The organism is Pseudomonas sp. S11P7 (genome assembly GCF_023195435.1).
Taxonomy (GTDB): domain Bacteria; phylum Pseudomonadota; class Gammaproteobacteria; order Pseudomonadales; family Pseudomonadaceae; genus Aquipseudomonas; species Aquipseudomonas fluorescens_G.
On the sequence record NZ_JALPKS020000002.1, the window covers coordinates 2,158,288 to 2,179,181 of the forward strand.

General features: G+C 62.4%; 17 protein-coding genes and 1 pseudogene. 8 read left to right on the plus strand and 10 right to left on the minus strand.

Annotated elements, in window-relative coordinates:
- Positions 1-15 precede the first annotated feature (15 nt).
- Positions 16-1,116: a M42 family peptidase gene (locus M0746_RS10135; protein ID WP_258449046.1), complete on the minus strand. Its 1,101-nt coding sequence runs from the start codon at positions 1,114-1,116 to the stop codon at positions 16-18.
- A 249-nt stretch (positions 1,117-1,365) separates the two neighbouring features.
- Here M0746_RS10135 and M0746_RS10140 point away from each other — a divergent pair, with 249 nt between their 5' ends.
- From M0746_RS10140 to M0746_RS10150, 3 genes are read left to right on the plus strand one after another with little or no spacing between them, the layout of a single operon-like run.
- The gene (locus tag M0746_RS10140) at positions 1,366-2,379 is read left to right on the plus strand and encodes a chemotaxis protein CheB (protein WP_258449047.1); all 1,014 of its coding nucleotides are present in this window, start codon (positions 1,366-1,368) and stop codon (positions 2,377-2,379) included.
- A gap of 22 nt (positions 2,380-2,401) precedes the next feature.
- The gene (locus M0746_RS10145) at positions 2,402-2,641 is read left to right on the plus strand and encodes a hypothetical protein (RefSeq protein WP_258449048.1); all 240 of its coding nucleotides are present in this window, start codon (positions 2,402-2,404) and stop codon (positions 2,639-2,641) included.
- Between the two features lie 19 nt (positions 2,642-2,660).
- Positions 2,661-3,647 (plus strand): SDR family oxidoreductase, encoded by a 987-nt coding sequence (locus tag M0746_RS10150; RefSeq protein WP_258449049.1) that lies wholly within the window; start codon positions 2,661-2,663, stop codon positions 3,645-3,647.
- Here M0746_RS10150 and M0746_RS10155 read toward each other — a convergent pair.
- Genes M0746_RS10155 through M0746_RS10165 form a run of 3 tightly spaced genes read right to left on the minus strand, consistent with a single transcriptional unit; the run spans position 3,636 to position 7,056 of the window.
- Positions 3,636-5,258, minus strand: coding sequence for an alpha-amylase family protein (locus M0746_RS10155; protein WP_258449050.1), 1,623 nt, complete (start codon positions 5,256-5,258; stop codon positions 3,636-3,638). The genes M0746_RS10150 and M0746_RS10155 overlap by 12 nt on opposite strands.
- Positions 5,248-6,795, minus strand: a complete 1,548-nt coding sequence (locus tag M0746_RS10160) for an alpha-amylase family glycosyl hydrolase (protein ID WP_258449051.1) — start codon at positions 6,793-6,795, stop codon at positions 5,248-5,250. Before M0746_RS10160 ends, M0746_RS10155 begins: the two co-directional genes overlap by 11 nt.
- A 36-nt stretch (positions 6,796-6,831) precedes the next feature.
- Entirely contained in the window at positions 6,832-7,056 is a 225-nt protein-coding gene (locus M0746_RS10165) for a hypothetical protein (protein ID WP_258449052.1), read from the minus strand.
- Between the two features lie 231 nt (positions 7,057-7,287).
- Here M0746_RS10165 and M0746_RS29420 point away from each other — a divergent pair.
- Positions 7,288-8,169: pseudogene (locus M0746_RS29420) on the plus strand (MBL fold metallo-hydrolase).
- Between the two features lie 87 nt (positions 8,170-8,256).
- Here M0746_RS29420 and M0746_RS10175 read toward each other — a convergent pair.
- From M0746_RS10175 to xylA, 4 genes are all read right to left on the minus strand, one after another.
- A complete protein-coding gene (locus M0746_RS10175) occupies positions 8,257-9,393 on the minus strand; it encodes a sugar ABC transporter permease (protein WP_258449053.1) in 1,137 nt (378 codons plus the stop codon).
- On the minus strand, positions 9,394-10,950 hold the full coding sequence (gene xylG / locus M0746_RS10180) for a D-xylose ABC transporter ATP-binding protein (RefSeq protein WP_258449054.1): 1,557 nt from the start codon (positions 10,948-10,950) through the stop codon (positions 9,394-9,396).
- Positions 10,951-11,118: 168 nt separating this feature from the next.
- Entirely contained in the window at positions 11,119-12,120 is a 1,002-nt protein-coding gene (xylF, locus tag M0746_RS10185; protein ID WP_258449055.1) for a D-xylose ABC transporter substrate-binding protein, read from the minus strand.
- A gap of 148 nt (positions 12,121-12,268) precedes the next feature.
- On the minus strand, positions 12,269-13,585 hold the full coding sequence (gene xylA, locus M0746_RS10190) for a xylose isomerase (protein ID WP_258449056.1): 1,317 nt from the start codon (positions 13,583-13,585) through the stop codon (positions 12,269-12,271).
- A 174-nt stretch (positions 13,586-13,759) separates the two neighbouring features.
- Here xylA and M0746_RS10195 point away from each other — a divergent pair, with 174 nt between their 5' ends.
- A complete protein-coding gene (locus M0746_RS10195; protein WP_258449057.1) occupies positions 13,760-14,935 on the plus strand; it encodes a XylR family transcriptional regulator in 1,176 nt (391 codons plus the stop codon).
- Between the two features lie 3 nt (positions 14,936-14,938).
- On the opposite strand, the gene M0746_RS10200 is transcribed toward M0746_RS10195, so the two are convergent.
- Positions 14,939-15,898, minus strand: a complete 960-nt coding sequence (locus tag M0746_RS10200) for an EamA family transporter (protein WP_208940862.1) — start codon at positions 15,896-15,898, stop codon at positions 14,939-14,941.
- A 190-nt stretch (positions 15,899-16,088) separates the two neighbouring features.
- Positions 16,089-17,006 carry a LysR family transcriptional regulator gene (locus tag M0746_RS10205; RefSeq protein WP_258449058.1) on the minus strand — a complete coding sequence of 306 codons (918 nt, stop codon included), beginning with the start codon at positions 17,004-17,006 and terminating at the stop codon, positions 16,089-16,091.
- Between the two features lie 114 nt (positions 17,007-17,120).
- Here M0746_RS10205 and M0746_RS10210 point away from each other — a divergent pair, with 114 nt between their 5' ends.
- The 3 genes from M0746_RS10210 (at position 17,121) to M0746_RS10220 (ending at position 20,749) form a co-directional block, all read left to right on the plus strand.
- Positions 17,121-18,863, plus strand: a complete 1,743-nt coding sequence (locus tag M0746_RS10210) for an acyl-CoA dehydrogenase C-terminal domain-containing protein (protein ID WP_446731294.1) — start codon at positions 17,121-17,123, stop codon at positions 18,861-18,863.
- 34 nt (positions 18,864-18,897) lie between these two features.
- Positions 18,898-20,061, plus strand: coding sequence for an iron-containing alcohol dehydrogenase (locus tag M0746_RS10215; protein WP_258449060.1), 1,164 nt, complete (start codon positions 18,898-18,900; stop codon positions 20,059-20,061).
- 61 nt (positions 20,062-20,122) lie between these two features.
- A complete protein-coding gene (locus M0746_RS10220; protein WP_258449061.1) occupies positions 20,123-20,749 on the plus strand; it encodes a TetR/AcrR family transcriptional regulator in 627 nt (208 codons plus the stop codon).
- The last annotated feature ends 145 nt before the right edge of the window (positions 20,750-20,894 follow it).

Here is a 20,894-nt window from a genome sequence, read left to right on the forward strand (position 1 = left end):
CACAGATGCGCCGGTTCACCCCACGTCGTCGCTCGCCAGGTTTTTCAGGTATTGCACCAGCGTGGCGGCGCACGCTTCGATTGCGCCATCCACCACCAGCTCGTAGCCATGCGTGTTTTCGGTCGGTATCGCCAGGCATCCCGCGTGGGCGCTGATGCCTGAACTCATCACCGCACTGGCATCGGAAGCGAAATCCACTAGCAAGGCAAACTGCGGATCAAAGCCGCAATCCTTGGCGGCAGTGGCCAGCGCGGTCACCACATGTCTTGAGTAATAACCCTTCTGGTCGCCGGTATTGACGATCGGATCGACCTTCAACTGGGTCGCGTATTCGCTCATCACCGGACCGACCTCGACGGCAATGGTCGTCTCCCCTGGCAAATGCGCGGCGGCGTACATCGCGCCGGCGTTGCTTTCTTCTTCGAGGGTGGTGAAGACGAAGTAAGTGTCACAGGGCAACTCGCCGCGCCACTGGCTCAATTGCTCGACGGCTTGCAACATGGCCACGACTGGCGCGCGGTCATCGAGAAAGTGCGCGGCAATCGCATCGTTGACGCTAAACGGCGTGCGCCAGTGCTGACTGAGCACCACCCGCGTGCCGGGACGCACGCCCAGGCGTTGCAAGGCCTGCGGATCCTGGCGGGTGATGACGTGCACGTCTTTCCATTGCACGGCGCCGCTGAGTACGTCCTGGCCTTGCGGCGAGCCGGTGGTCGCGTGCATCGAGCCGAACGACAGCACGCCGGGCAGCACCTGCTCGTCGCCGAGAATATCCACCGGGCAGACGCCGAAGTTCACCGGGTTGGCACCGCCCAGCGCCACCACGCGCAGGGTGCCGTCCGGTTCGACGCGTTTGACCACCATGGCGATTTCATCCATGTGGCCCATGACGCGTACAGCACCGGCAGCGGTATCCCGGCCCTTGATCAAGCCGATGACATTGCCCGCCGGGTCGGTCCAGGTCTCATCGCAATGGCGCTGCAAATGCTCCTGACAAATGCTCCGCACCTCGTCTTCCTGACCACCGGGACCGCGCGCCATCAGCAGGCGCTTGAGCAGTGCTTCGGTGTTGGCCGTGGTCTCGCCATCGGCGGCCTGTTCGCGGGTTTTTGGCATCGCTTTCAGTCCTCTTTGACGTGCGCCCCGTTGCGGGCCACTCAACGTTTAGGAAGGCATGGGCGTTAAAAATTCAATCGCAAGCGCCTCGGCCGGCGCTTGAAGATTTCTTCGAACCTTCGTTCGTTTCGACCGATCACAACAGACACAACGATCATTTTTTATCAGGCGCGCAGTGCGCCGCAACAGCCTGCCAGCGCGGTCAGAGGGCAAATCGGCGCTTTCGATCCGGCAGTAAGGACGTAAACCATGAATCAACACAAGCCGGTCGAACAGATCATCGTCATTGGCGTTTCCAGCGGTGGACTGGCCGCATTGCGCGTGCTGCTGGAGCAGTTTCCACGGGATTTGCCAGCGGCGGTGTTCATCACCATGCACATCGGCGATCAGCCGAGCCTGCTGCCGAGCCTGCTGACGCACACCTTGTCGCTCGATATTGGTTTCGCCGCAAGCGGCGCCAGGCCAGCCAATGGCTGCGTGTACATCGCACCGCCGGACAAGCACTTGCTGATCAAGCGCGACACGCTGCAACTGGTGCGCAGCGCCAAGGAAAACCATGCGCGCCCGGCCATCGACCCGATGTTTCGCTCGGCGGCGACCAGTTACGGTGACAGAGCCATTGGCGTGCTGCTGACCGGCGAGCTGGATGACGGCGTGGTCGGGCTGCAAGCGATCAAAGCTTATGGTGGTCAGGTATTCGTGCAGGACCCGGACACCGCCGAAGCGCCGTCGATGCCGCGTAATGCGCTGCGGCATGTGCAAGTGGATGTGTGCCTGCCGCTGAACACGCTGGGCACGGCGTTGGTCCAGGCGGTCCGGCAACGGGCTGACGGCGCTCATTCGTCTGAGCTGCCGCCACGCATCGAGCCTTTCGCAACGGAGAACGACCTCACCGAAAACCTCAGTCGCGGCGGCGCCTATGCGCTGGATGCGGTCGGCAAGGTCGCCGGAATGTCCTGCCCGGAATGTGGCGGCGCGCTGTGGCAAGTCGGCGAGACGCCGCCGCGTTATCGCTGCCACACCGGCCACGCCTACACCAGTCGCGCCTTGTTCGAGGCGCAGAATGAAACCGTCGAAGAAGCACTGTGGGTGGCGATTCGCGCCTTGCACGAGAAGCAGTTGCTGTTGGGGCGGCTGATTCAGAGCAGCAAGGACCACGGCCGTACCAGCGCATTGAAGGAATACGAAATGACCAGCGAAGGTCTGGAAAGCCACAAGGACACGTTGCGCAGCCTACTGACGAACTTGCGTTCGGTTGAATGATAACGAGGTCCGGATGGCAATCATGAGCGCTGACAGCAAGGCCCAGGTCGCAAGCATCTTCGAGCAATTACTCAGCCTGCGCGAGAGCGTAAATACGTTGCGCGAAATCGAGGAGGGCAGCGCCACGCTGCGTGGGCAGCAGACGATGGACGTCGACGGCGCGTTCGATCTGGTGTTCGAAAAACTGCAAGACAACATCGCCAGTATGGAAGAGGCCCTGGCAACGCTGGCCGAAGCCACCGGCGATGTGCCGAAGTTCTAGTCTGCCGGGAGGAGCAAGCATGGATCAGCAAAGCAAGGGGCTGGTGGTGATCTGCGGCGCCAGCGCTGGCGTGGGGCGCGCGACGGCCCATCGTTTCGCCGCCGCCGGTTACCGCATCGGCTTGCTCGCACGCGATGAGGCCGGGCTGGAGTCGACGCGTGAAGAGCTGGCGCAATACGGTCAGGCAGTGAAGGCGATCAGCGTCGATGTCGCTGATGCGCAAGCGCTGGAAGCGGCGGCCATTGCGCTGGAAGCGGAACTGGGGCCGCTGCAGATCTGGGTCAATTCAGCCATGGTCACGGTGTTTTCACCGATCGAGAAGCTTACTGCAGAGGAAATCCGTCGTGTCACCGAAGTGACTTATCTCGGCACTGTCCACGGCACGTTGGCGGCGTTGCGCTTGATGCGGCCGCGCGACAAAGGCTTGATCATTCAGGTCGGCTCGGCGCTGGCCTATCGGGCAATTCCGCTGCAGTCGGCCTATTGCGCGGCCAAGTTCGCCGTGCGCGGTTTCACCGATGCGTTGCGTTGCGAACTGCTGCACGAGCGCAGCCGCATTCGCGTGTGCATGGTGCAGTTGCCAGCGATCAACACGCCGCAGTTTGATTGGGCGCGCAACAAACTGGAAAAACGCCCGCAACCGGTGCCGCCGATTCACGACCCGGACGTCGCCGCGCGGGCGATCTTCAGCGTCATCCAGCGCCCGCCGCGCGAGTTGTGGCTGGGCATGGCGAGCATCAAGGCAATTGTCGGCAGTTGCCTGATTCCGGGGCTGCTCGACCGCCTGCTCGCGCGCCAATGCTATTCGGGGCAGATGAGCCAGGAGGAGGATAGCGGCGAGCACGGCGACAACCTCCATCAACCGCTGAGTGGCGACCTGCACCGCGCGCGCGGACGCTTTGTCGGGCGATCTCGCGACAGCGCGCTGGCGCTGACCTCGACCCAGGTGTCGGCATTGGCAGCGGCGCTGGCAGTGGTCGGCGCGCTGGTGTTGTTATGGTTTTGAAACGCTGCGGCGAAACCAGCGGTAGCCGAAGCCGTTCAGTGTCAGCGCCTCGGTTGCGCTGACGGGCGAGGGATAGATGCCGTCCGCGAGGACCTGCTCGAAACCTTTCAATTCTTTGTTCAACGCGCGATCGAGCGTGACCGCTTGCCGACTGAGGTTAGCCAGCACAACGGTGGTCGCTGCGCCGACATGGCGCATGGCAAACACCGCCGGGTGCGCCTGCGCAAGGGGCTCAGAGGCGCCCCAGCCGATTTCGCCGAGCTGCGCCCGCAGCTGAAAGATCGCCTGACAGCGCGCGAGCAAAGACTCGGGATCGTCTTGCTGCGCCGCAACGTTCACCCGCTGATAGCTGAACGGTCCGTCGTTGATCAGCGGCGCCGGCAGCTTCGCTTGATCCGCCCGGGAAAAGCCACCGTTGATCTCAGCGCTCCATTGCATCGGCGTGCGTACGGCAAGGCGTTCGCGCCGGCGCAGGTCATCGCCCATGCCGATTTCCTCGCCAAAACGAATGATTGGCGTGCCCGGCAATGACGCCAGCAGCGCCTGCGCCAAAGCCTGATGTCGCACGTCGCCATTGAGCATAGGTGCCAAGCGTCGACGGATGCCACGGCCATAGACACGCATGTCCTCTTGCGGGGCAAACACCTGCATGACTTCCTCGCGCTCGGCCGGGCTCAGGCGTTCCAGATCCAGCTCGTCATGGTTGCGCAGCCACACCGCATAACCGGCGCCGTCCGGGGCTTGCGGGCGCTGACGCAGCGCGCGCAGCAGCGGTTCGGCGCGCTCGCGGGCCAAGGCTAAAAACAAGTGATTGTTCATCCAGAAATCCAGCGCCAGTTGCAGGCGATTGCCACTGCCGAAATAGTGCTGAAAGCGCTGCGGCTCGACATCGACTTCACCCATCAGCAGGCATTCCGGGTTGATCGACCGTGCATGCGCCGCCAACTGTTCGAGCAGCCACACACCGCGTTCTTCCTCGCCGCCACCGGCCTGTTCCACCGCGTGGGACGCGGCGTCCAGACGAAACCCGGCAACGCCCAGGCGCAGCCAGTGGCTGATGATCTGTTCGATTTCGGCAATCACTGCCGGGTTCTGCAAATTCAGGTCCGGCTCGTGCCGGTAAAACAGATGCCGGTAGAACTGCCCGGCCTGTTCGTCCCAGTGCCAGATGCTGTCCTCCACGCCGGGAAAGATCGGCTGGTTGCCATCGTCCACCGGTTGGTCCGACCAGATGTAATAGTCGCGATAGCGGCTGTGGCGATCCCGCCGCGCCTGCTGAAACCACGGGTGTTGGTCGCTGGTGTGTTGCAGCACCAGTTCCATGATCACCCGTATGCCGCGCTGGTTGGCCGCGTCGATCAGCCGGCGAAAATCCGCTTCGCTGCCGAAGCGCGGTTCTACGGCCTGATGATCGCTGACGTCATAGCCGCAATCGCGAAACGGCGAGCCGAAAATCGGCAGCAACCACAGCGCGCCGACGCCTAACGAGCACAGGTGATCGAGACGTTCAACAATGCCGGCAAGATCACCACAGCCATCGTCGTTGCGGTCGAAAAACTGCGACGGGTCAACTTGATAAATCACCGTGGTATGCGGCCATTCAGCGCTCATGGGCAGTTCCTTTTCGACGCAGAATCAGCGCTTGCTGCGCGGCGACGAGGCCGGCGAACGGCTGGTCCTCGCCGTGGCGATCACTGGCCACTTCGACGACCCACTCGCCGGTCAACACAAAGGCATGCTCGGCCTCGTCGAAGTTGACGCAGACAATCCGCTCGTCATCCTCGCAATGGCGCCGATAAGCCAATAGTTGTGGGTGCGAGGGCAACTCTTGCCAGTCGCCGAGGCGCAAGGCTGCGCTCTCGCGGCGGCAATGCAGCAGACGCCGGTACAGATTGAGCGTGGAGTCGCTGGCCGCCTCCTGAGTCTCCACCGCCAGCGCTTCGGCTTCTGGCGGGAAGGGCAGCCATGGCGCTTTACCCGACCAGCCGTGCGGCGCCTGCGCCAGCCACGGTAGCGGCGCCCGGCTGCCGTCGCGTCCGCCGGGGTCGACGCGGGTTTGTGCGTTGACCTGGGTGTCCTCCAACGCCAGTTCGTCGCCCTGAAAAATGAACGGCGTGCCGCGCAGACTCAGCAGCATTACCGCCGCTGCGTTTGTGCGTGCCAGCGAGCCGCCGTAACGGCTGCGAATGCGGCTGTTGTCGTGGTTGGACAAGGCCCAGGTCGGCCACGCCGACTGCTCGCCCAGGCAACGTTCGACTTCACGGATGCACATCCGAAACACCACCGGGTCCCACGGCGCATCCAGTGGCGGGAAGTTGAACGACATGTGCAATTCATCACTGGCGCCGTAATACGCCGCCACCCGTGCGGTCGAGCGGATATTCACTTCACCGATCAACACGCGGTCGCCGGGGTAATGGTCCACCAACCGACGCAAGCCACGCAGGACTTCATGGCTGTAGGGCTGATCGTTGATCTGCACCATGGTCTCGCCAGCCATGCAGCGCGGGTCATCGGCGAAGGTCGGGTCCTTGCCGACACAATGCACCACATCGATGCGAAAGCCATCGACGCCACGGTCCAGCCAGAACTTCAGTACGTTGTGCATGGCCTCGACGACTTGCGGGTTGTGCCAGTTGAGGTCGGGCTGCTGCGGCAGGAAGAAGTGCAGATAGTATTGCTGACTGCCTTCATCCCAGGTCCAGGCGCTGCCGCCATCGATCGATGCGCGCCAGTTGTTCGGCTGGTCGCGCCAGAGGTACCAGTCGCGCTTGGGGTTGTCGCGGCTGGCGCGCGATTCGATGAACCATGGATGCTGGTCCGAGGTGTGGTTGGGCACAAAATCCATCAGCAGTTTGAGGCCACGCTTGTGCGCCTCGGCAATCAGCTGATCGAGATCGGCCAGGCGCCCGAACAGCGGGTCGATGTCGGTGTAGTCGCAAATGTCGTAACCGGCGTCGCACATCGGCGACGGGTACACCGGCGACAACCACAACGCGCCAACCCCCAGCGCCTTGAGGTAATCGAGCCGCGCGATCAGCCCCGGCAGATCGCCGATGCCGTCACCGTTGCCGTCGGCAAACGAGCGCGGGTAGACCTGATAAATCGCGACGTTTTTCCACCATGTCAAATTCTGCGTAGCGGACATGGTCCTCTCCTTGAATTTGCTTTGACACGCGTTGGTTCACGGCTGCTGGTAGTGCCCCGGGACATTGTCACCTTCATCAGGCTTGGTCCTTTTCTGCACCTGCACATCACTCAGACGTGCGTCCTTGAGTTCGGGGAATGTCTGCCTGAGCACGGCTTCCGCCTGCTGCGGATCGAGGCCGTCCAGGTCCTTTTCCAGGGTGCGGCTCTGCGGCTGGTTGTCGAGGATGAAGCTGACGATGTAGCGGGGCTTATCGAACATGGTGGCCGTCCTTTTGATGCGGGGCTGGGTGACTGTTTGAGTTTTGCTGACGCGGCGGATAAACGCCCGGTGCTTTCAGTGATGACGCTGAAGACGGGCGGTTGTTCCCTCCAACTGCCCAAGCGCAGCGCTCGCCGTGCCATACGTCGCTTCATGCGAGCAGCGGCCGCTCACGCCGGGTCAACCTCGCATAACGGTTTGGCAGCGCGCCCGGCGCGAGGGAGGTAAAACATGCGTGTGCATCATTTGAATTGCGGCTGTATGTGCCCGTTGGGCGGCGCGTTGTTCGACGGCTACAGTCGCGGCCTGACGGCGTCGGTGGTGTGCCACTGCCTGCTGATCGAAACCGCGACTAATGGCCTGATTCTGGTCGACACCGGTTTCGGCCAGCAGGACGTCCAGCATCCGCAACGCCTGAGCCGCTTTTTTCGCACGCTGAACAACATCCGTCTCGAGCACCGCTTCACCGCGCTTGAGCAGATCCGCCGGCTGGGCTTCGACGCCAATGACGTACGCCATATCCTCCTGACCCACCTGGATTTCGATCACGCCGGCGCCTAGCAGGATTTCCCGCGGGCACGGGTGCACGTCATGCAGCAGGAACTGCAACATGCCCGTTCGGCCAGTGACTGGATCGAACGGCGGCGCTTTGTCCCGGCACAATGGCGCGACGTCGACGGCTGGGAGCTGTACGCGCCGCAGGGCGACACCTGGTTCGGATTCGACTCGGTGCGCGCCGTGCTCGGCGCCGAGGAAGAAGACATCCTGCTGGTGCCGCTCAGCGGCCACACCCTTGGCCACGCCGGTATTGCCCTGCGCACCGCCGACGGTTGGCAGCTGCACGCCGGCGATGCGTATTTCCACCACGATGAAATCCACCAGCCGAAACGCCGCTGCCCACCGGGCATGCGCCTGTATCAATGCATGATGGACAGCGACCGCCACGCACGTTTGCACAACCAGCAACGCCTGCGCGAACTGGCCGCCGATGCGCGGGCGGCGGTGAAGATTTATTGCAGCCATGATGCGCGTGAGTTGGAACAGGCGATGCACGCCGGGGCTGACGCGGCGGCGAGATTGCCGGGGCAGGGGGATCGGTTGCGGCATTTGTGAGCGTCGTGTGCGCCGAATCAGTTCCCTGTCCCTCGGAAGAGGGCCAGGGTGAGGGGCTTCCCTGCCAATCTCAACGAGATCCGAACCTCACCGCCGCCCCGTGCGCGTACTCACATCCACCCACACCGCCAGCACCAGAATGCTGCCCTTGACGATCATCTGCCAGTAACTGTCGACGTCGAGCATCGACATGCCATTGTCGAGGCTGGTGATCACCAGCGCGCCGAGCAGGGCGCCGTACACCGTGCCGGAGCCGCCGCGCATGGAGGTGCCACCGATAAAGCAGGCGGCGATGGCGTCGAGTTCGCCCATGCTGCCGGCCGAGGGTGAACCGGCAGCGAGGCGCGCGGTGTTGACCAGGCCGGCGAGGGCGCACATCACGCCCATGATCCCGAAAATCCACAGCTTGACCGCTTGCACGTTGATACCCGACAGGCGCGTCGCTTCCATGTTGCTGCCGACCGCATACACGCGGCGGCCGAACACGGTCTGGCTGGTGACGTAGCTGAACACACCGAGCAGGGTCAGCAGGAGCAGGACTGGCACAGGAATGCCATCGTAGCTGTTGAGCGTCTGCACGAAGCCAGCGAGCACCGCGCCGATCACCAGCACGCGGATCACGTCGCGCACCAGCGAGTGCGCAGCGAGGCCGTGCAGGGCGCGATTGCGCCGTTGTCTCCAGGTGAGGAATACGGTCAGCGCGAACAGCACAATACCCAGCCCGGTGCCCATGGCGTGGGGCAGATAACCCTGACCGATGTAGACCAGTTCCGGCGACACCGGCGCGATGGTGGTGCCGCCGGTAATCCCCAGCAAGATCCCGCGAAACGCCAGCATGCCGCCCAGCCCGACGATGAATGACGGAATGCGCAAATACGCAGTCATGTAGCCGTTGCCGAGGCCGATCATCAGCCCGCACAGCGCGACCAGACTCAGGTTGGCCAGCAGCGGGATGTGATAGACCACGTCGAGAATCGCCGCGAGGCCGCCGAGCAGGCCGAGCAATGAGCCGACCGACAGATCGATTTCGCCACTGATGATCACCAGCACCATGCCGCAGGCGAGAATCCCGGTGATCGACATTTGCCGCAGCAGGTTGGAGAGGTTGCGCGGGGTGAGAAAACCGCCCTCGGTCTGCCAGCTGAAGAACAGCCAGATCAGCACCACGGCGAACACCAGCGCGAGCATTTTGTAGCGGGTGAACAGCTGTTTGACCTGATTCATTTACGCGGATTTCCGATCGTTATTGTTATGGCTGCCGGGCTGGCTGAGCGCGGCGGCGAGCAGCTGTTCCTGGGTCAGATCCCGATTGACGAAGTCGCCGCGCAGCTGGCCTTCGCCGATCACCAGTACGCGGTCGGACACGCCGAGCACTTCGGCCAGTTCCGACGAAACCATGATGATCGACACGCCGGCGGCCGCCAGCGCGCCCATCAATTTGTAGATCTCGTACTTGGCGCCGACGTCAACGCCGCGGGTCGGCTCATCGAGAATCAGCACCCGCGGCTTGGCCAGGAGCATTTTCGCCAGCACGGCTTTTTGCTGGTTGCCGCCGGACAGGCTGGTAATCGGCAGAAACGGGCTAGCGGTCTTCAGGTGCAGGCGCGAGATTTCCCGGTCGATGCTGCCCAGCTCGGCCTCGGCATCGATGCGGCTGAGTTTCGAATAACTGTCGAGCACGGCGAGGGTGATGTTCTGGCCGACGCCGAGGTCAGGAATGATGCCCTGGCGCTTGCGGTCCTCGGGCACCAGGCACAGGCCGGCACGGATCGATTTCAACGGTGTCGCGGTGTCGATCGGCTGGCCGTCGAGCCAGACTTCGCCTTCATGGCGGCCGGGGTAAGCGCCGTAGAGTGCCGTGACCAGTTCGGTGCGGCCGGCACCGACCAGCCCGGCGATACCGAGGATCTCGCCGCGCTTGAGCACGAACGACACATCGTCAACCCGTTTGCGCTTGGGGTTGTCGACGTCATAGCAGGTGATATGCCGCGCTTCGAAAATCACTTCGCCAATCTCGTGCGGTTCGGACGGGTAGAGGTTGCTCATTTCGCGGCCGACCATTTGCGTGATGATCTGCGCAATGTCCATGTCGGCCATGGCGGTGGTGGCGATGTGTTTGCCGTCGCGGATCACCGCAATGGTGTCGCACACGGCGGCCACTTCATCGAGCTTGTGCGAGATGTACACGCAAGCGACGCCCTTGGCCTTGAGGTCGCGGATGATGTCCAGCAACACCTCGATTTCCGAACGGCTGAGGGCCGACGAGGGCTCGTCGAGGATCAGCAGGCGCGCCTGTTTGTTCAGCGCCTTGGCGATTTCCACCAGTTGCTGATAACCGCCGCCGTACTGGGAAACCGGCAGCGAGACGTTCATGTCCGGCACTTTCAGTTCGCGCATCAGCGCTTCGGCGCGGTGGATCATCGCCGGGTAATTCATCCGCCCGCCGGGTAGCGTCAGTTCGTGGCCCATGAAGATGTTTTCGGCGACCGAGAGGTCCGGCACCAGGGTCAATTCCTGATGAATGATGACGATACCCGCGGCTTCGGTTTCGCTGATCGATTGCGCCCGAAGCGGTTGCCCGTCCCAGAGGATTTCACCGTCCCAGGTGCCATGCGGATAGACCGCTGAGAGGATTTTCATCAGCGTCGATTTGCCGGCACCGTTTTCACCGCACAGGCCGACGCATTCACCGGGGCGGACCTTGATGTCGATGCCGTTGAGCGCTTTGACACCGTTGAAGGATTTGACGATGCCGTTCATTTGCAGCAGGTAGTCGGACATGGAAAAGGCTCGTATACCAAGGACTCAAACACCACTGAACCGGTGTGGGAGCGAGCCTGCTCGCGAAGGCGTCAGCCGATTCGATATCGATGCAAGCTGAACGTCCGCCTTCGCGAGCAGGCTCGCTCCCACAAGGGGTCTCCCACAAGGTTCCTCATAACCAAAGGATCACTGCCCGGCAATCTGTGCCTTGGTGTAGAACCCGTCCTGTTCGAGCAAGTCGATGTTGTCCTTGGTCAGCGGGGTCGGCGTGAGCAGGATGGTGTCGACTTTTTTGCTGCCGTTGTCGTACTGCGAGGTGTAGGCGGGTTTTTCGTTGCGCGCCAGTTGCACCGAGAGCTTGGCCGCTTCCGAGGCGATCAGTTTGAGCGGCTTGTACACGGTCATGGTTTGCGTGCCGGCGATCACCCGTTTGACGGCGGCGAGGTCGGCGTCCTGTCCGGAAATCGGCACCTTGCCTGCCAGTTGTTGCGCGGCCAGCGCCTGGATCGCACCGCCGGCGGTGGCGTCGTTGGAGGCGACGATGCCGTCGATTTTGTTGTCGTTGCGGGTCAGGGCGTTTTCCACAATGCTCAGCGCTTCGGTCGGGTTCCACTCCTTGACCCACTGCTGGCCAACGATCTTGATATCACCCTTGTCGATGGCCGGTTGCAGCACTTTCATCTGGCCTTCACGGAGGATCTTGGCGTTGTTGTCGGTGGGCGCGCCGCCGAGCAGGAAGTAGTTGCCCTTCGGCGCGGCTTTGAGCACGCCACCGGCCTGCATCTCGCCGACCTTTTCGTTATCGAAGGAAATGTAGGCATCGACATCGGCGTTGAGAATCAACCGGTCATAGGACACGACCTTGATCCCGGCCTTCTTCGCTTCGGCCACGGCATTGGTCAGCACGGTGGCGTTGAACGGCACGATGACAATCACATCGACGCCACGGGAAATCAGGTTTTCGATCTGCGAAATCTGCTTCTGCTCGTTGGCATCAGCCGATTGCACGAACACCTTGGCGTCCATTTTTTCCGCCGCCGCAACGAAGTAATCGCGATCGCGGGACCAGCGTTCCAGCCGCAGGTCATCAATGGAGAAACCGATTTTCGGGTGAGCAGAATCAGCCAGCACCGGCAGAGACAGCAGTGCCAAAGCACTGGCCAACAGCGTACGTTTGAGGTTCTTCATGGTGGTGCGTCCTTTTATTTTTGTTTGAAAGACACGGCCTGACGATGAATATCGGGCTGGTAGAACTGTAGAGAATTTGCCGGCGCCGCACGCACAGAATTGTCGTGCAATTGTCACAGCGCGGTGGCGCCGGCAGACCCCCTCGGGATCAGCGATAGATAAAGCGGTTGACGATGTTTTCGAGCATTTCCTGACGGCCGCTGACGGCCTGCGGGTTGAGTTCGTTGGTGAAAGCGTGCTCGGCCAGTGACTCGAGATTGAAGTCGCCCGCCATCACTGCGCGGCCGAATGGCTGCTGCCAGCCGGCGTAGCGCTGGTCCTTGAACGCTTGCAGCTGATCGTTCTCGATCATCGCTGCGGCGCGCTCCAGCGACTGGGCGAGCACGTCCATGGCGCCAACGTGGCCATGAAACAGATCAACCTCGTCGAGGCTCTGGCGACGCACCTTGGAATCGAAGTTGAAACCGCCGTTCTTGAAGCCGCCGGCCTTGAGGATTTCATAGGTGGCGAGGGTCATTTCCTCGACGCTGTTGGGGAACTGATCGGTGTCCCAGCCGTTTTGCGGATCTCCGCGGTTGGCGTCGATGCTGCCGAAAATCCCCAGCGAGGCGGCGGTGGCGATTTCGTGGTGGAAACTGTGCCCGGCGAGGGTTGCGTGGTTGGCCTCGATGTTGACCTTGATTTCCTTTTCCAGACCGAACTGCTGCAGGAAGCCAAACACCGTGGCACTGTCGTAATCGTATTGGTGCTTGGTCGGCTCCTGCGGTTTGGGTTCGATCAGCAGATCGCCCGTAAAACCGATCTTGTGCTTGTGCTCGACCACCATGCGCATGAAGCGCCCGAGTTGTTCGCGCTCACGCTTGAGGTCGGTGTTGAGCAGGGTTTCGTAGCCTTCACGACCGCCCCACAACACATAGTTGGCGCCTTTCAGGCGCTGGGTCGCGTTCATCGCGCTGAACACCTGAGCCGCTGCGCAGGCGAAGATTTCCGGGTCCGGATTGCTCGCGGCACCGGCGGCAAAACGCGGATTGCTGAAGCAGTTGGCGGTGCCCCACAGCAGCTTGATGCCGCTTTGTTCCTGGTGTTGCTCAAGGTGATCGACCATTTGCGCGAAGTGGTTGCGGTATTCCTTCAGCGACTGGCCTTCGGGGGCGACATCCGTGTCATGAAAGCAGTAGTAATCGATACCCAGTTTGCTGAAAAACTCGAAGGCCGCCGAGGCTTTGCCGATGGCCACTTCCATCGGGTCACCGGCGTGGTGCCAGGGGCGTTTGAACGTCCCCGCGCCGAACACGTCGGAGCCCGGCCAGACAAAGGTGTGCCAGTAACAGGCGGCCATGCGCAGGTGCTCGCGCATGGGTTTGCCGAGGATCAGTTTGTCGGCGTCGTAGTGGCGGAAGGCGAGGGGCGAATCGCTGTCTGGACCTTCGTAGCGAATCGGGGCGACATCGGGGAAGTACGGCATGGACGGTGTCCTTGTTGTTCTTGGCGGTGTCTCGATACTAGCAACGGCCCCGGCTACGAAGATTATGAAAATCACCAACACACAGTGCGATTTTGCGTATTGAGATTCGCCGCGTGCGCGCCTAGTCTGTGCCGACCGCCTCTTTGAAACGAGGCCCTGAACGCGCCGACAACAATGAAAACATTACCGCCTGTTCACCGCATCGCCCTGTTGTTCAACGGCAGCAAGATCTACGACCGCGGCATCATCAGCGGCATCGGCAACTACCTGAGCAGCACCCGCGCCTCGTGGGACCTGTTCCTGGAAGAGGACTTTCTCTGCCGCTTGAAAGGCATCGAACGCTGGCAGGGCGACGGGATCATTGCCGACTTCGACGACCCGCTGATCGGCGAGGCTCTGGCCGACATCCAGTTGCCGGTGGTGGCGGTGGGCGGCTCCTATGAAGATGCGCGTGCCTATCCGAAAGCGATTCCCTATGTCGCCACCGACAACAACGCGCTGATCACTCTGGCTTACCACCACCTGATCGAAGCGGGGCTGCAACGCTTTGCCTGTTTCAGCCTGCCCGAGGCGCAGGCCAATCGCTGGGCGCAGGAGCGGGAAAAAGCCTTTCGCCGGCTGATGCAGCGTGACGGCCTGCGCGCCGAGATCTATCGCGGCATGGGCACCAGCGCACCGCTGTGGGACAGCGCCGTCGAACAACTGATTGCCTGGCTGCAAGCCTTGCCCAAACCGATTGGCATCATCGCCGTCAGCGATGCCCGTGCCCGCCAGTTGCTGCAAGCCTGCCTGACCGCCGGCATCGCCGTGCCCGAGCAAGTGGCGTTGATCGGCATCGACAATGACCCGCTCACGCGCAGCCTGACGCGCGTGCCGTTGAGCTCGGTGATCCAGGGCACCGAGACCATGGGCCGCACCGCCGCGCAACTGCTGCACCAGATGCTTCACGGCATGCCCGCCAGCGGCACGCAGATTCTGGTGCCGCCGGACGCGGTCAATGTGCAGGTGTCGAGCCTGCACCAGCCGTTGGGCAATCCCTACGTGATGCAAGCGCTGCTGTTCATCCGCCAATATGCCTGCCAGGGCATCAAGACCGCGCAAGTCGCGGCTTACGTCGGCATCTCGCGCTCCTCGCTGGAGGCGCATTTCCGTCATGAACGCGGCTGCAGCGTCCACGACGAAATCCTGCGTTTCAAACTGGCGGCGGCCACCAGTGGCCTGGAAAACAGTGATGCCGCCATCGTCGACGTGGCACGGGCCTGTGGCTTCAAATCGGCGCAATACCTGCACACGGTGTTTCGCCGTGAGCTGGGTTGTACGCCGCGTGAGTATCAGCAGGGCGCGCGTTAGCGACTAGGCCGACGCTTTCGCCTCTGCCTTGATCGCGGTTTTGCGATAGGTCAGCAACACGATGCCGGTGACCACAATCACTCCGCCGAGCACCTGGCCCTTGCTGAGCATCTGGTCGAGCACGATCCAGCCCATCAGCAACGTCGCCAGTGGCTCGATGTTCATGACTGGGGCGTTGCGCGGCATGTCCAGCCGTGGCACGGAAATGAACAGCACAATGAAGCCGGTACCATACAACACCACCAGCGTGGCCAGAGCCAGCCAGCCGGTCGAGGTCGCCGGCAGGTTCAGACCGCCGGGCAGGGCGCCGGTGAGGCCCGCCAGATTGACGCTGCTGAACACAATGAAAATGGTCAACAGACTGCGCGCCGAACCGCGCACCTGAGACAGTTTGTGGTCGGTGATCCACAGCGCACAGGCGAACACGCTGGCCGCGCAAAAGGCGAGCGTCACGCCCAGCCACCAATCCGGGCCGACGCTGCCGGCGTTCGCCAGGCGCCCGGGCACGTCCAGCACAAACACCAGCCCCACCAGAATCAAACCCATCAACATCGCGGTGCGTGCGCTCGGTCTCGGCCCGCCCATCGCCCAGGTGAGCAGTGCCAGCAGAATCGGAAACACGTTGGCCACCAGCAGCGCCAGCGCCACCGGCACCCGCGCCACGGCGGAATACAGACACAAACTCTGCGCGGTAATCAGCAGCCCCAACAGCAATTGCCAACGCCAGGCACCGGGCGGCAGACGCAGGCTCTGTTTTTGCCACAGCACCAGCATCGCCAGCACCAGCAACGTCCCGCCGGAACGCATCAGAATCGCCAGCAACACTCCGGCACCATCGTCAAACGCGACCCGCGCGGCGACGTGGTTGCCGGCGAAGGCACAGCCCATGCACAGCAGAATGAGTACGGCGAGGTGGCGAGGGAAGGGCGGCGGTACGGTGGGTGCGATGGTAGAGCGGGACATGGCAGTTCTCGAAAAATGGCCATTCAGGATGGCGTGGGTTTTTTATTATGTTGTCGTACAACTGCGCTGTTTGTACCGTATCGGGAAGGGGCGGGCAAGGGTGCCTTAGACCAAAGAAGCTTGTTGTTTGGCCGTTCTGGCGATTTCAGGATGGTTGGGTCACGCCTTGGACATCGTATGACTTGAGCGGTCAGGGCGCCGCAATCGCCAGAATCTGCTCCGCAAGCCACGCCAGCGCCGGGTCGTGCTGGCGATGGCTCAGATACACCAGATCGAGCTCGAACGGTTCCAGCGCGAACGGTAAGTCATACAGCTCCAGTGGCAGCAATTCGGCGAACTGCTGCGCCAGTTGCGTCGGCAGCACCACGCACAGGTCGGTGGCGGCAACCAGGTGCGCGGCTTGCAGGTAGTTGGGTGTGGTGTAGACGATTTGTCGTTCGAGGTTCTGTTCGGCCAGCCATTGATCGACCATGCCGCGTGTCTGCCCACCGTGGACCCAGAGGTGGCGCAGTTGCAGGAAGGTTTGCAGGTCGAGCGTGCCGTTGATCTGCGGGTGATCGCGGCGCACCGCGATGCGCAAGGTTTCCCGGCGCCACAGTTGCCGGGTGAAACGGGCCGGTACCTCGTTAAAACGGCCGAGCACCATGTCGAGATCGCCGCGGTCCAGCGCCTCGACCGGCAGGTTCGGCGTCAGGTGGGCGACGTCGATGCGCAGCTGCGGCGCCACGTTTTGCAGCCGCGCGAGCAAGGCCGGCATGCACAGTTGTTCTACGAAGTCGGTCAGTGCGATGCGCAGTTGCCGGTGGCTGTGTTGCGGCTCGAAAGCCTCGCCACTGCCCAGGGTTTGCTCGATCTGCCGCAGCGCCGCGCGAATCGGCCCTTCCAGCGCCAGGGCGCGCGGGGTCGGGCACATGCGCCGGCCGACCCGCACCAGCAGTGGATCGTCGAGCAGGTCGCGCAACCGCGCCAGGGCGTTGCTCACCGTCGGTTGCGTCAATGCCAGCCGTTCGGCCGCGCGCGAAACGTTCTGCTCACGCAGAAGCATATCGAGCACGCGCAGCAGATTCAGATCGAAGTTGGAAATATTCATGGGCGGAATATATGCCATGGGAATTCTAAATTTCAAAAATATCTGAACGCTGCTTAGGGTGGCGCTTGTCCTTTATTGATTGGAGCGCTGCGCGTGACTACGTCTTCGAATTACCAGGCGCCTCTGCGCGACATGCGTTTCGTCTTGCACGAGTTGTTCGACGTCGGCGCACATTGCCGACAATTGCAGGTCGAACTCGACCGCGACGTCCTCGACGGCATTCTCGAGGAAGGCGCGCGGTTCACCGGCGAAGTCATCGCACCGCTCAATCGCAACAGTGACGAGCAGGGCTGTCAGTTGCACGGCAGCGAGGTGACCACACCGGACGGTTTTCGCCAGGCCTATCGACAATACGTCGACAACGGCTGGGCAAGCATGACCGGGCCACAGGCGTTCGGCGGTCAGGGCGTGCCACAGATGGTCTCCGCGTGCTTTCACGAAATGCTGATGTCGGCGTCGCTGGCCTTTCGGGTTTATTCCGGGCTCACCGAAAGCGCTGTGCTGGCGCTGTACCGCCACGGCAGCGCTGAACTGAAGCAAGCGTATCTGGCGAACCTGATCAGCGGCGAATGGACCGGCACCATGTGCCTCACCGAGCCGCAGGCGGGCACCGATCTGGCCCTGCTGCGCACCCGCGCCCAGCCTGAGGCCGACGGCAGTTACCGCGTGACCGGCAACAAGATTTTCATCAGCGGCGGCGAGCAGGATCTCACCGATAACATCATTCATCTGGTGCTCGCGCGCCTGCCGGACGCACCGCCGGGGGTGAAGGGCATCAGCCTGTTTCTGGTGCCGAAAGTCCTGCCCGATGGCCGGCGCAACACGCTGAGCTGCGGCGCGCTGGAACACAAGATGGGCATCAAGGGCACCTCGACCTGCGTGATGAATTTCGACGGCGCGCAAGGCTGGCTGATAGGCGAAGCGAATCAGGGTTTGGCGTGCATGTTCACCATGATGAACGACGCCCGTTTTCAGGTTGGTCTGCAGGGCCTGGGCATTGCCGAAGCCGCGTTCCAGGGTGGCCTGCGCTATGCGCGGGAACGCTTGCAGTCGCGTTCGCTGGCCGGTGCTGTTGCGCCGGAGCAGGCCGCGGACCCGATCATCGTCCATCCCGATGTGCGGCGCATGCTGCTGACTCAGAAAGCACTGACCGAAGGTTGCCGGATGCTCGCCACGTACACCGCGCAGCAACTCGATCTTGAACAAGCCATGGGCGAGGAACATCAAGCGGCGAAGCGTCGGGCGGCGCTGCTGATTCCAATCGTCAAGGCGTTCTTCACCGATGTCGGCCAGGAGGTCGCCAGCCTCGGCGTGGCGCTGTACGGCGGCCACGGCTATATCCGCGAGTGGGGCATGGAACAGTTGATGCGCGACAGCCGCATCACTCAGCTCTACGAGGGCACCAACGGCATTCAGGCGCTGGACTTGATCCGGCGCAAGCTGCTCGGTGACGGCGGCACTGAACTCAATGCGCTGATCGACGAATTCGCGCAACTGGCCGAAGCCGCCCAGGCGCATGAACCGCTGCGGGAAATGGCCCACGCGGTCAGCCAGCGCTTGAGCGAATGGCGCGAGCTTGGCCGTTCGGTCATCGCAGCGTGTCAGCGCGATCCGCAGGAAATCGGTGCGGTGTCGGTGGATTTCCTCGCCTATTCAGCCTACGTCCTGCTCGCCGGTTTCTGGCTGCAAGCGGCGACGCGTGCGCAACAGGCATTGGCGCAAGGCAGCGCTGACAGTGACTTTTACCAGGCCAAGCTGCACACCGCCGACTTCTACTGGCGGCGCCTGTTGCCGCGCGCCGGCGCCCATCGCGACGCGTTGCTCGGCGGGGCGAACTGCCTGATGGCAATGGCGGCCAGTGACTTCAGTTTCTGAACCCCAGACCGGATAACCCTAAGGAGTCGTGCCGATGCAATCCTTCAGCTTTGCCACCACCGCGCAAATTCTCTGCGAAGCCGGCGCCGCCCAGCGACTCGCCAGTCTGTGCCGTGAGCGTGGTGCCCGTCGGGTGTTGATTGTCACCGATCCGGGGATCGCCCGGCTCGGCTTGCTCGATGACGTGCTGCCGGGGTTCAGCGCAGCAAAAGTGGCGGTGGCGATTTTCAGTGACGTGAGTGCCGACCCTCATGAACACTGCGTACTCGCGGCAGTCGATCGCGCCCGGCATATCGGCGCTGACCTGATCGTCGGGTTTGGCGGTGGCAGTTCGATGGACGTGGCCAAACTGGTCGCATTACTCGCCCATCCCGGCAACAGCCAAACGCTCAATCAGTTGTACGGTGTCGATCAGGCCAAGGGCCCACGGCTGGCGCTGATTCAGGTGCCGACCACTGCGGGCACCGGTTCGGAGGTCACGCCAATCGCCATCGTCACCACCGGCGAAACCAGCAAAATGGGCATCGTCTCGCCATTGTTGCTGCCGGATCTCGCCGTGCTCGACGCGGTGTGCACCCTCGGCCTGCCGCCGCAGGTCACGGCAGCCACCGGGATCGACGCGATGGTTCACGCAATCGAGGCCTACACCAGCAAGCTCAAGCGCAACCCGCTGTCCAGTCTGCTCGCCCGCGAGGCGTTGCGCCTGCTGGCGACCCATCTGGACCAAGCGGTGCACAACGGTGGCAACCTCGACGCACGGCAGGCCATGCTGCTGGGTGCGTGTCTTGCCGGGCAGGCGTTTGCCAATGCACCGGTGGCGGCGGTGCATGCTTTGGCTTATCCATTGGGCGGGCATTTTCACATTCCTCACGGCTTATCCAACTCGCTGGTGCTGCCGCATGTGCTGCGCTTCAACCTGCCAGTGGCCGAGGCGGATTACGCCGAGCTGGCCGTGCCGTTGCTCGGCGAGCGACTGCGTATCGGCGATCGTCACCGCCAGGCGCAACAGTTGATTGTGGAGCTAGCCGAGTTGGCGCCGCGCTGCGGCTTGCCCCATCGTCTGCGCGATGTCGACGTGCCGGAAGATTGCCTCGGGCAACTGGCGCGTGACGCGATGCAGCAGCAACGCTTGCTGGTGAATAACCCGCGAGCAGTCAGCGAAGCCGACGCGCTGGCGATTTATCAGGCGGCGTGGTGACGGGTGAGGTGATCGTGGAGGCTCAGTTGTCAGCCCACTAGCAGGTGAGTAAGCTGCCGGGATGAACCAGACCTCAGCTTCCTCATCCTTCCCCGGCCCGCGTGGCCCGGTCGATCACGACATTCGTGACCAGATCGTCGCGGCGGCCAACGAGCATTTCAGCCAGTATGGCTACGGCAAAACCACCGTATCGGACTTGGCCAAGGCCATCGGTTTTTCCAAGGCGTACATCTACAAGTTCTTCGATTCCAAGCAGGCGATCGGCGAGGCCATCTGCGGCAACTGCCTGGGGCAGATCGTGGCGGCGGTGGAACTGGCAATCAACGCAGACGGGCTGTCATCGACCGAGCGTTTCCGCCAGTTGGTCAAAACCGTGATTGCCACGGGTGTCGAGCTGTTCTTCACCGACCGCAAGCTCTACGACATCGCGGCCTTCGCCGCCGGCGAAAACTGGCCCAGCGCCCAGCGTTACGACGCCCGGATCAAAGGCTTTATCACTGATATAGTGCGTGACGGGCGCACGGCCGGTGAGTTCGAACGCAAGACACCGCTGGACGAAACCGTCGAATCGATCCACTTGGCGCTGCGGCCCTTCGTCAATCCGCTGATGCTGCAACACAACCTGGATTTCATTGAGGTGGCGCCGACGCTGACCTCGAACCTGATTCTGCGCAGCCTGATGCCTTGATGCTGCGCTGATCCTCTTCCAACGCAATTCATGTTCTCGACGCGAACTCGCATCGAGAACATATCCAGCACATTCAAAAAGTGACTTTTGACGGATATGGTCACATGGATAATATGGGCCGCTGCAGTTCTTCATGTTCCATTCA

Bases quoted from the DNA above. Each gene is read 5' to 3' on its own strand.
- M0746_RS10145 (WP_258449048.1), top strand. From the start codon at position 2,402: ATGAGCGCTGACAGCAAGGCCCAGGTCGCAAGCATCTTCGAGCAATTA.
- M0746_RS10160 (WP_258449051.1), bottom strand. From the start codon at position 6,795: ATGTCCGCTACGCAGAATTTGACATGGTGGAAAAACGTCGCGATTTAT.
- M0746_RS10200 (WP_208940862.1), bottom strand. From the start codon at position 15,898: ATGTCCCGCTCTACCATCGCACCCACCGTACCGCCGCCCTTCCCTCGC.
- M0746_RS10215 (WP_258449060.1), top strand. From the start codon at position 18,898: ATGCAATCCTTCAGCTTTGCCACCACCGCGCAAATTCTCTGCGAAGCC.
- M0746_RS10220 (WP_258449061.1), top strand. From the start codon at position 20,123: ATGAACCAGACCTCAGCTTCCTCATCCTTCCCCGGCCCGCGTGGCCCG.
- M0746_RS10135 (WP_258449046.1), bottom strand. From the start codon at position 1,116: ATGCCAAAAACCCGCGAACAGGCCGCCGATGGCGAGACCACGGCCAAC.
- M0746_RS10150 (WP_258449049.1), top strand. From the start codon at position 2,661: ATGGATCAGCAAAGCAAGGGGCTGGTGGTGATCTGCGGCGCCAGCGCT.
- M0746_RS10175 (WP_258449053.1), bottom strand. From the start codon at position 9,393: ATGAATCAGGTCAAACAGCTGTTCACCCGCTACAAAATGCTCGCGCTG.
- M0746_RS10195 (WP_258449057.1), top strand. From the start codon at position 13,760: ATGAAAACATTACCGCCTGTTCACCGCATCGCCCTGTTGTTCAACGGC.
- M0746_RS10165 (WP_258449052.1), bottom strand. From the start codon at position 7,056: ATGTTCGATAAGCCCCGCTACATCGTCAGCTTCATCCTCGACAACCAG.
- M0746_RS10155 (WP_258449050.1), bottom strand. From the start codon at position 5,258: ATGAGCGCTGAATGGCCGCATACCACGGTGATTTATCAAGTTGACCCG.
- xylA (WP_258449056.1), bottom strand. From the start codon at position 13,585: ATGCCGTACTTCCCCGATGTCGCCCCGATTCGCTACGAAGGTCCAGAC.
- M0746_RS10205 (WP_258449058.1), bottom strand. From the start codon at position 17,006: ATGGCATATATTCCGCCCATGAATATTTCCAACTTCGATCTGAATCTG.
- M0746_RS10140 (WP_258449047.1), top strand. From the start codon at position 1,366: ATGAATCAACACAAGCCGGTCGAACAGATCATCGTCATTGGCGTTTCC.
- xylF (WP_258449055.1), bottom strand. From the start codon at position 12,120: ATGAAGAACCTCAAACGTACGCTGTTGGCCAGTGCTTTGGCACTGCTG.
- M0746_RS10210 (WP_446731294.1), top strand. From the start codon at position 17,121: ATGCGTTTCGTCTTGCACGAGTTGTTCGACGTCGGCGCACATTGCCGA.
- xylG (WP_258449054.1), bottom strand. From the start codon at position 10,950: ATGTCCGACTACCTGCTGCAAATGAACGGCATCGTCAAATCCTTCAAC.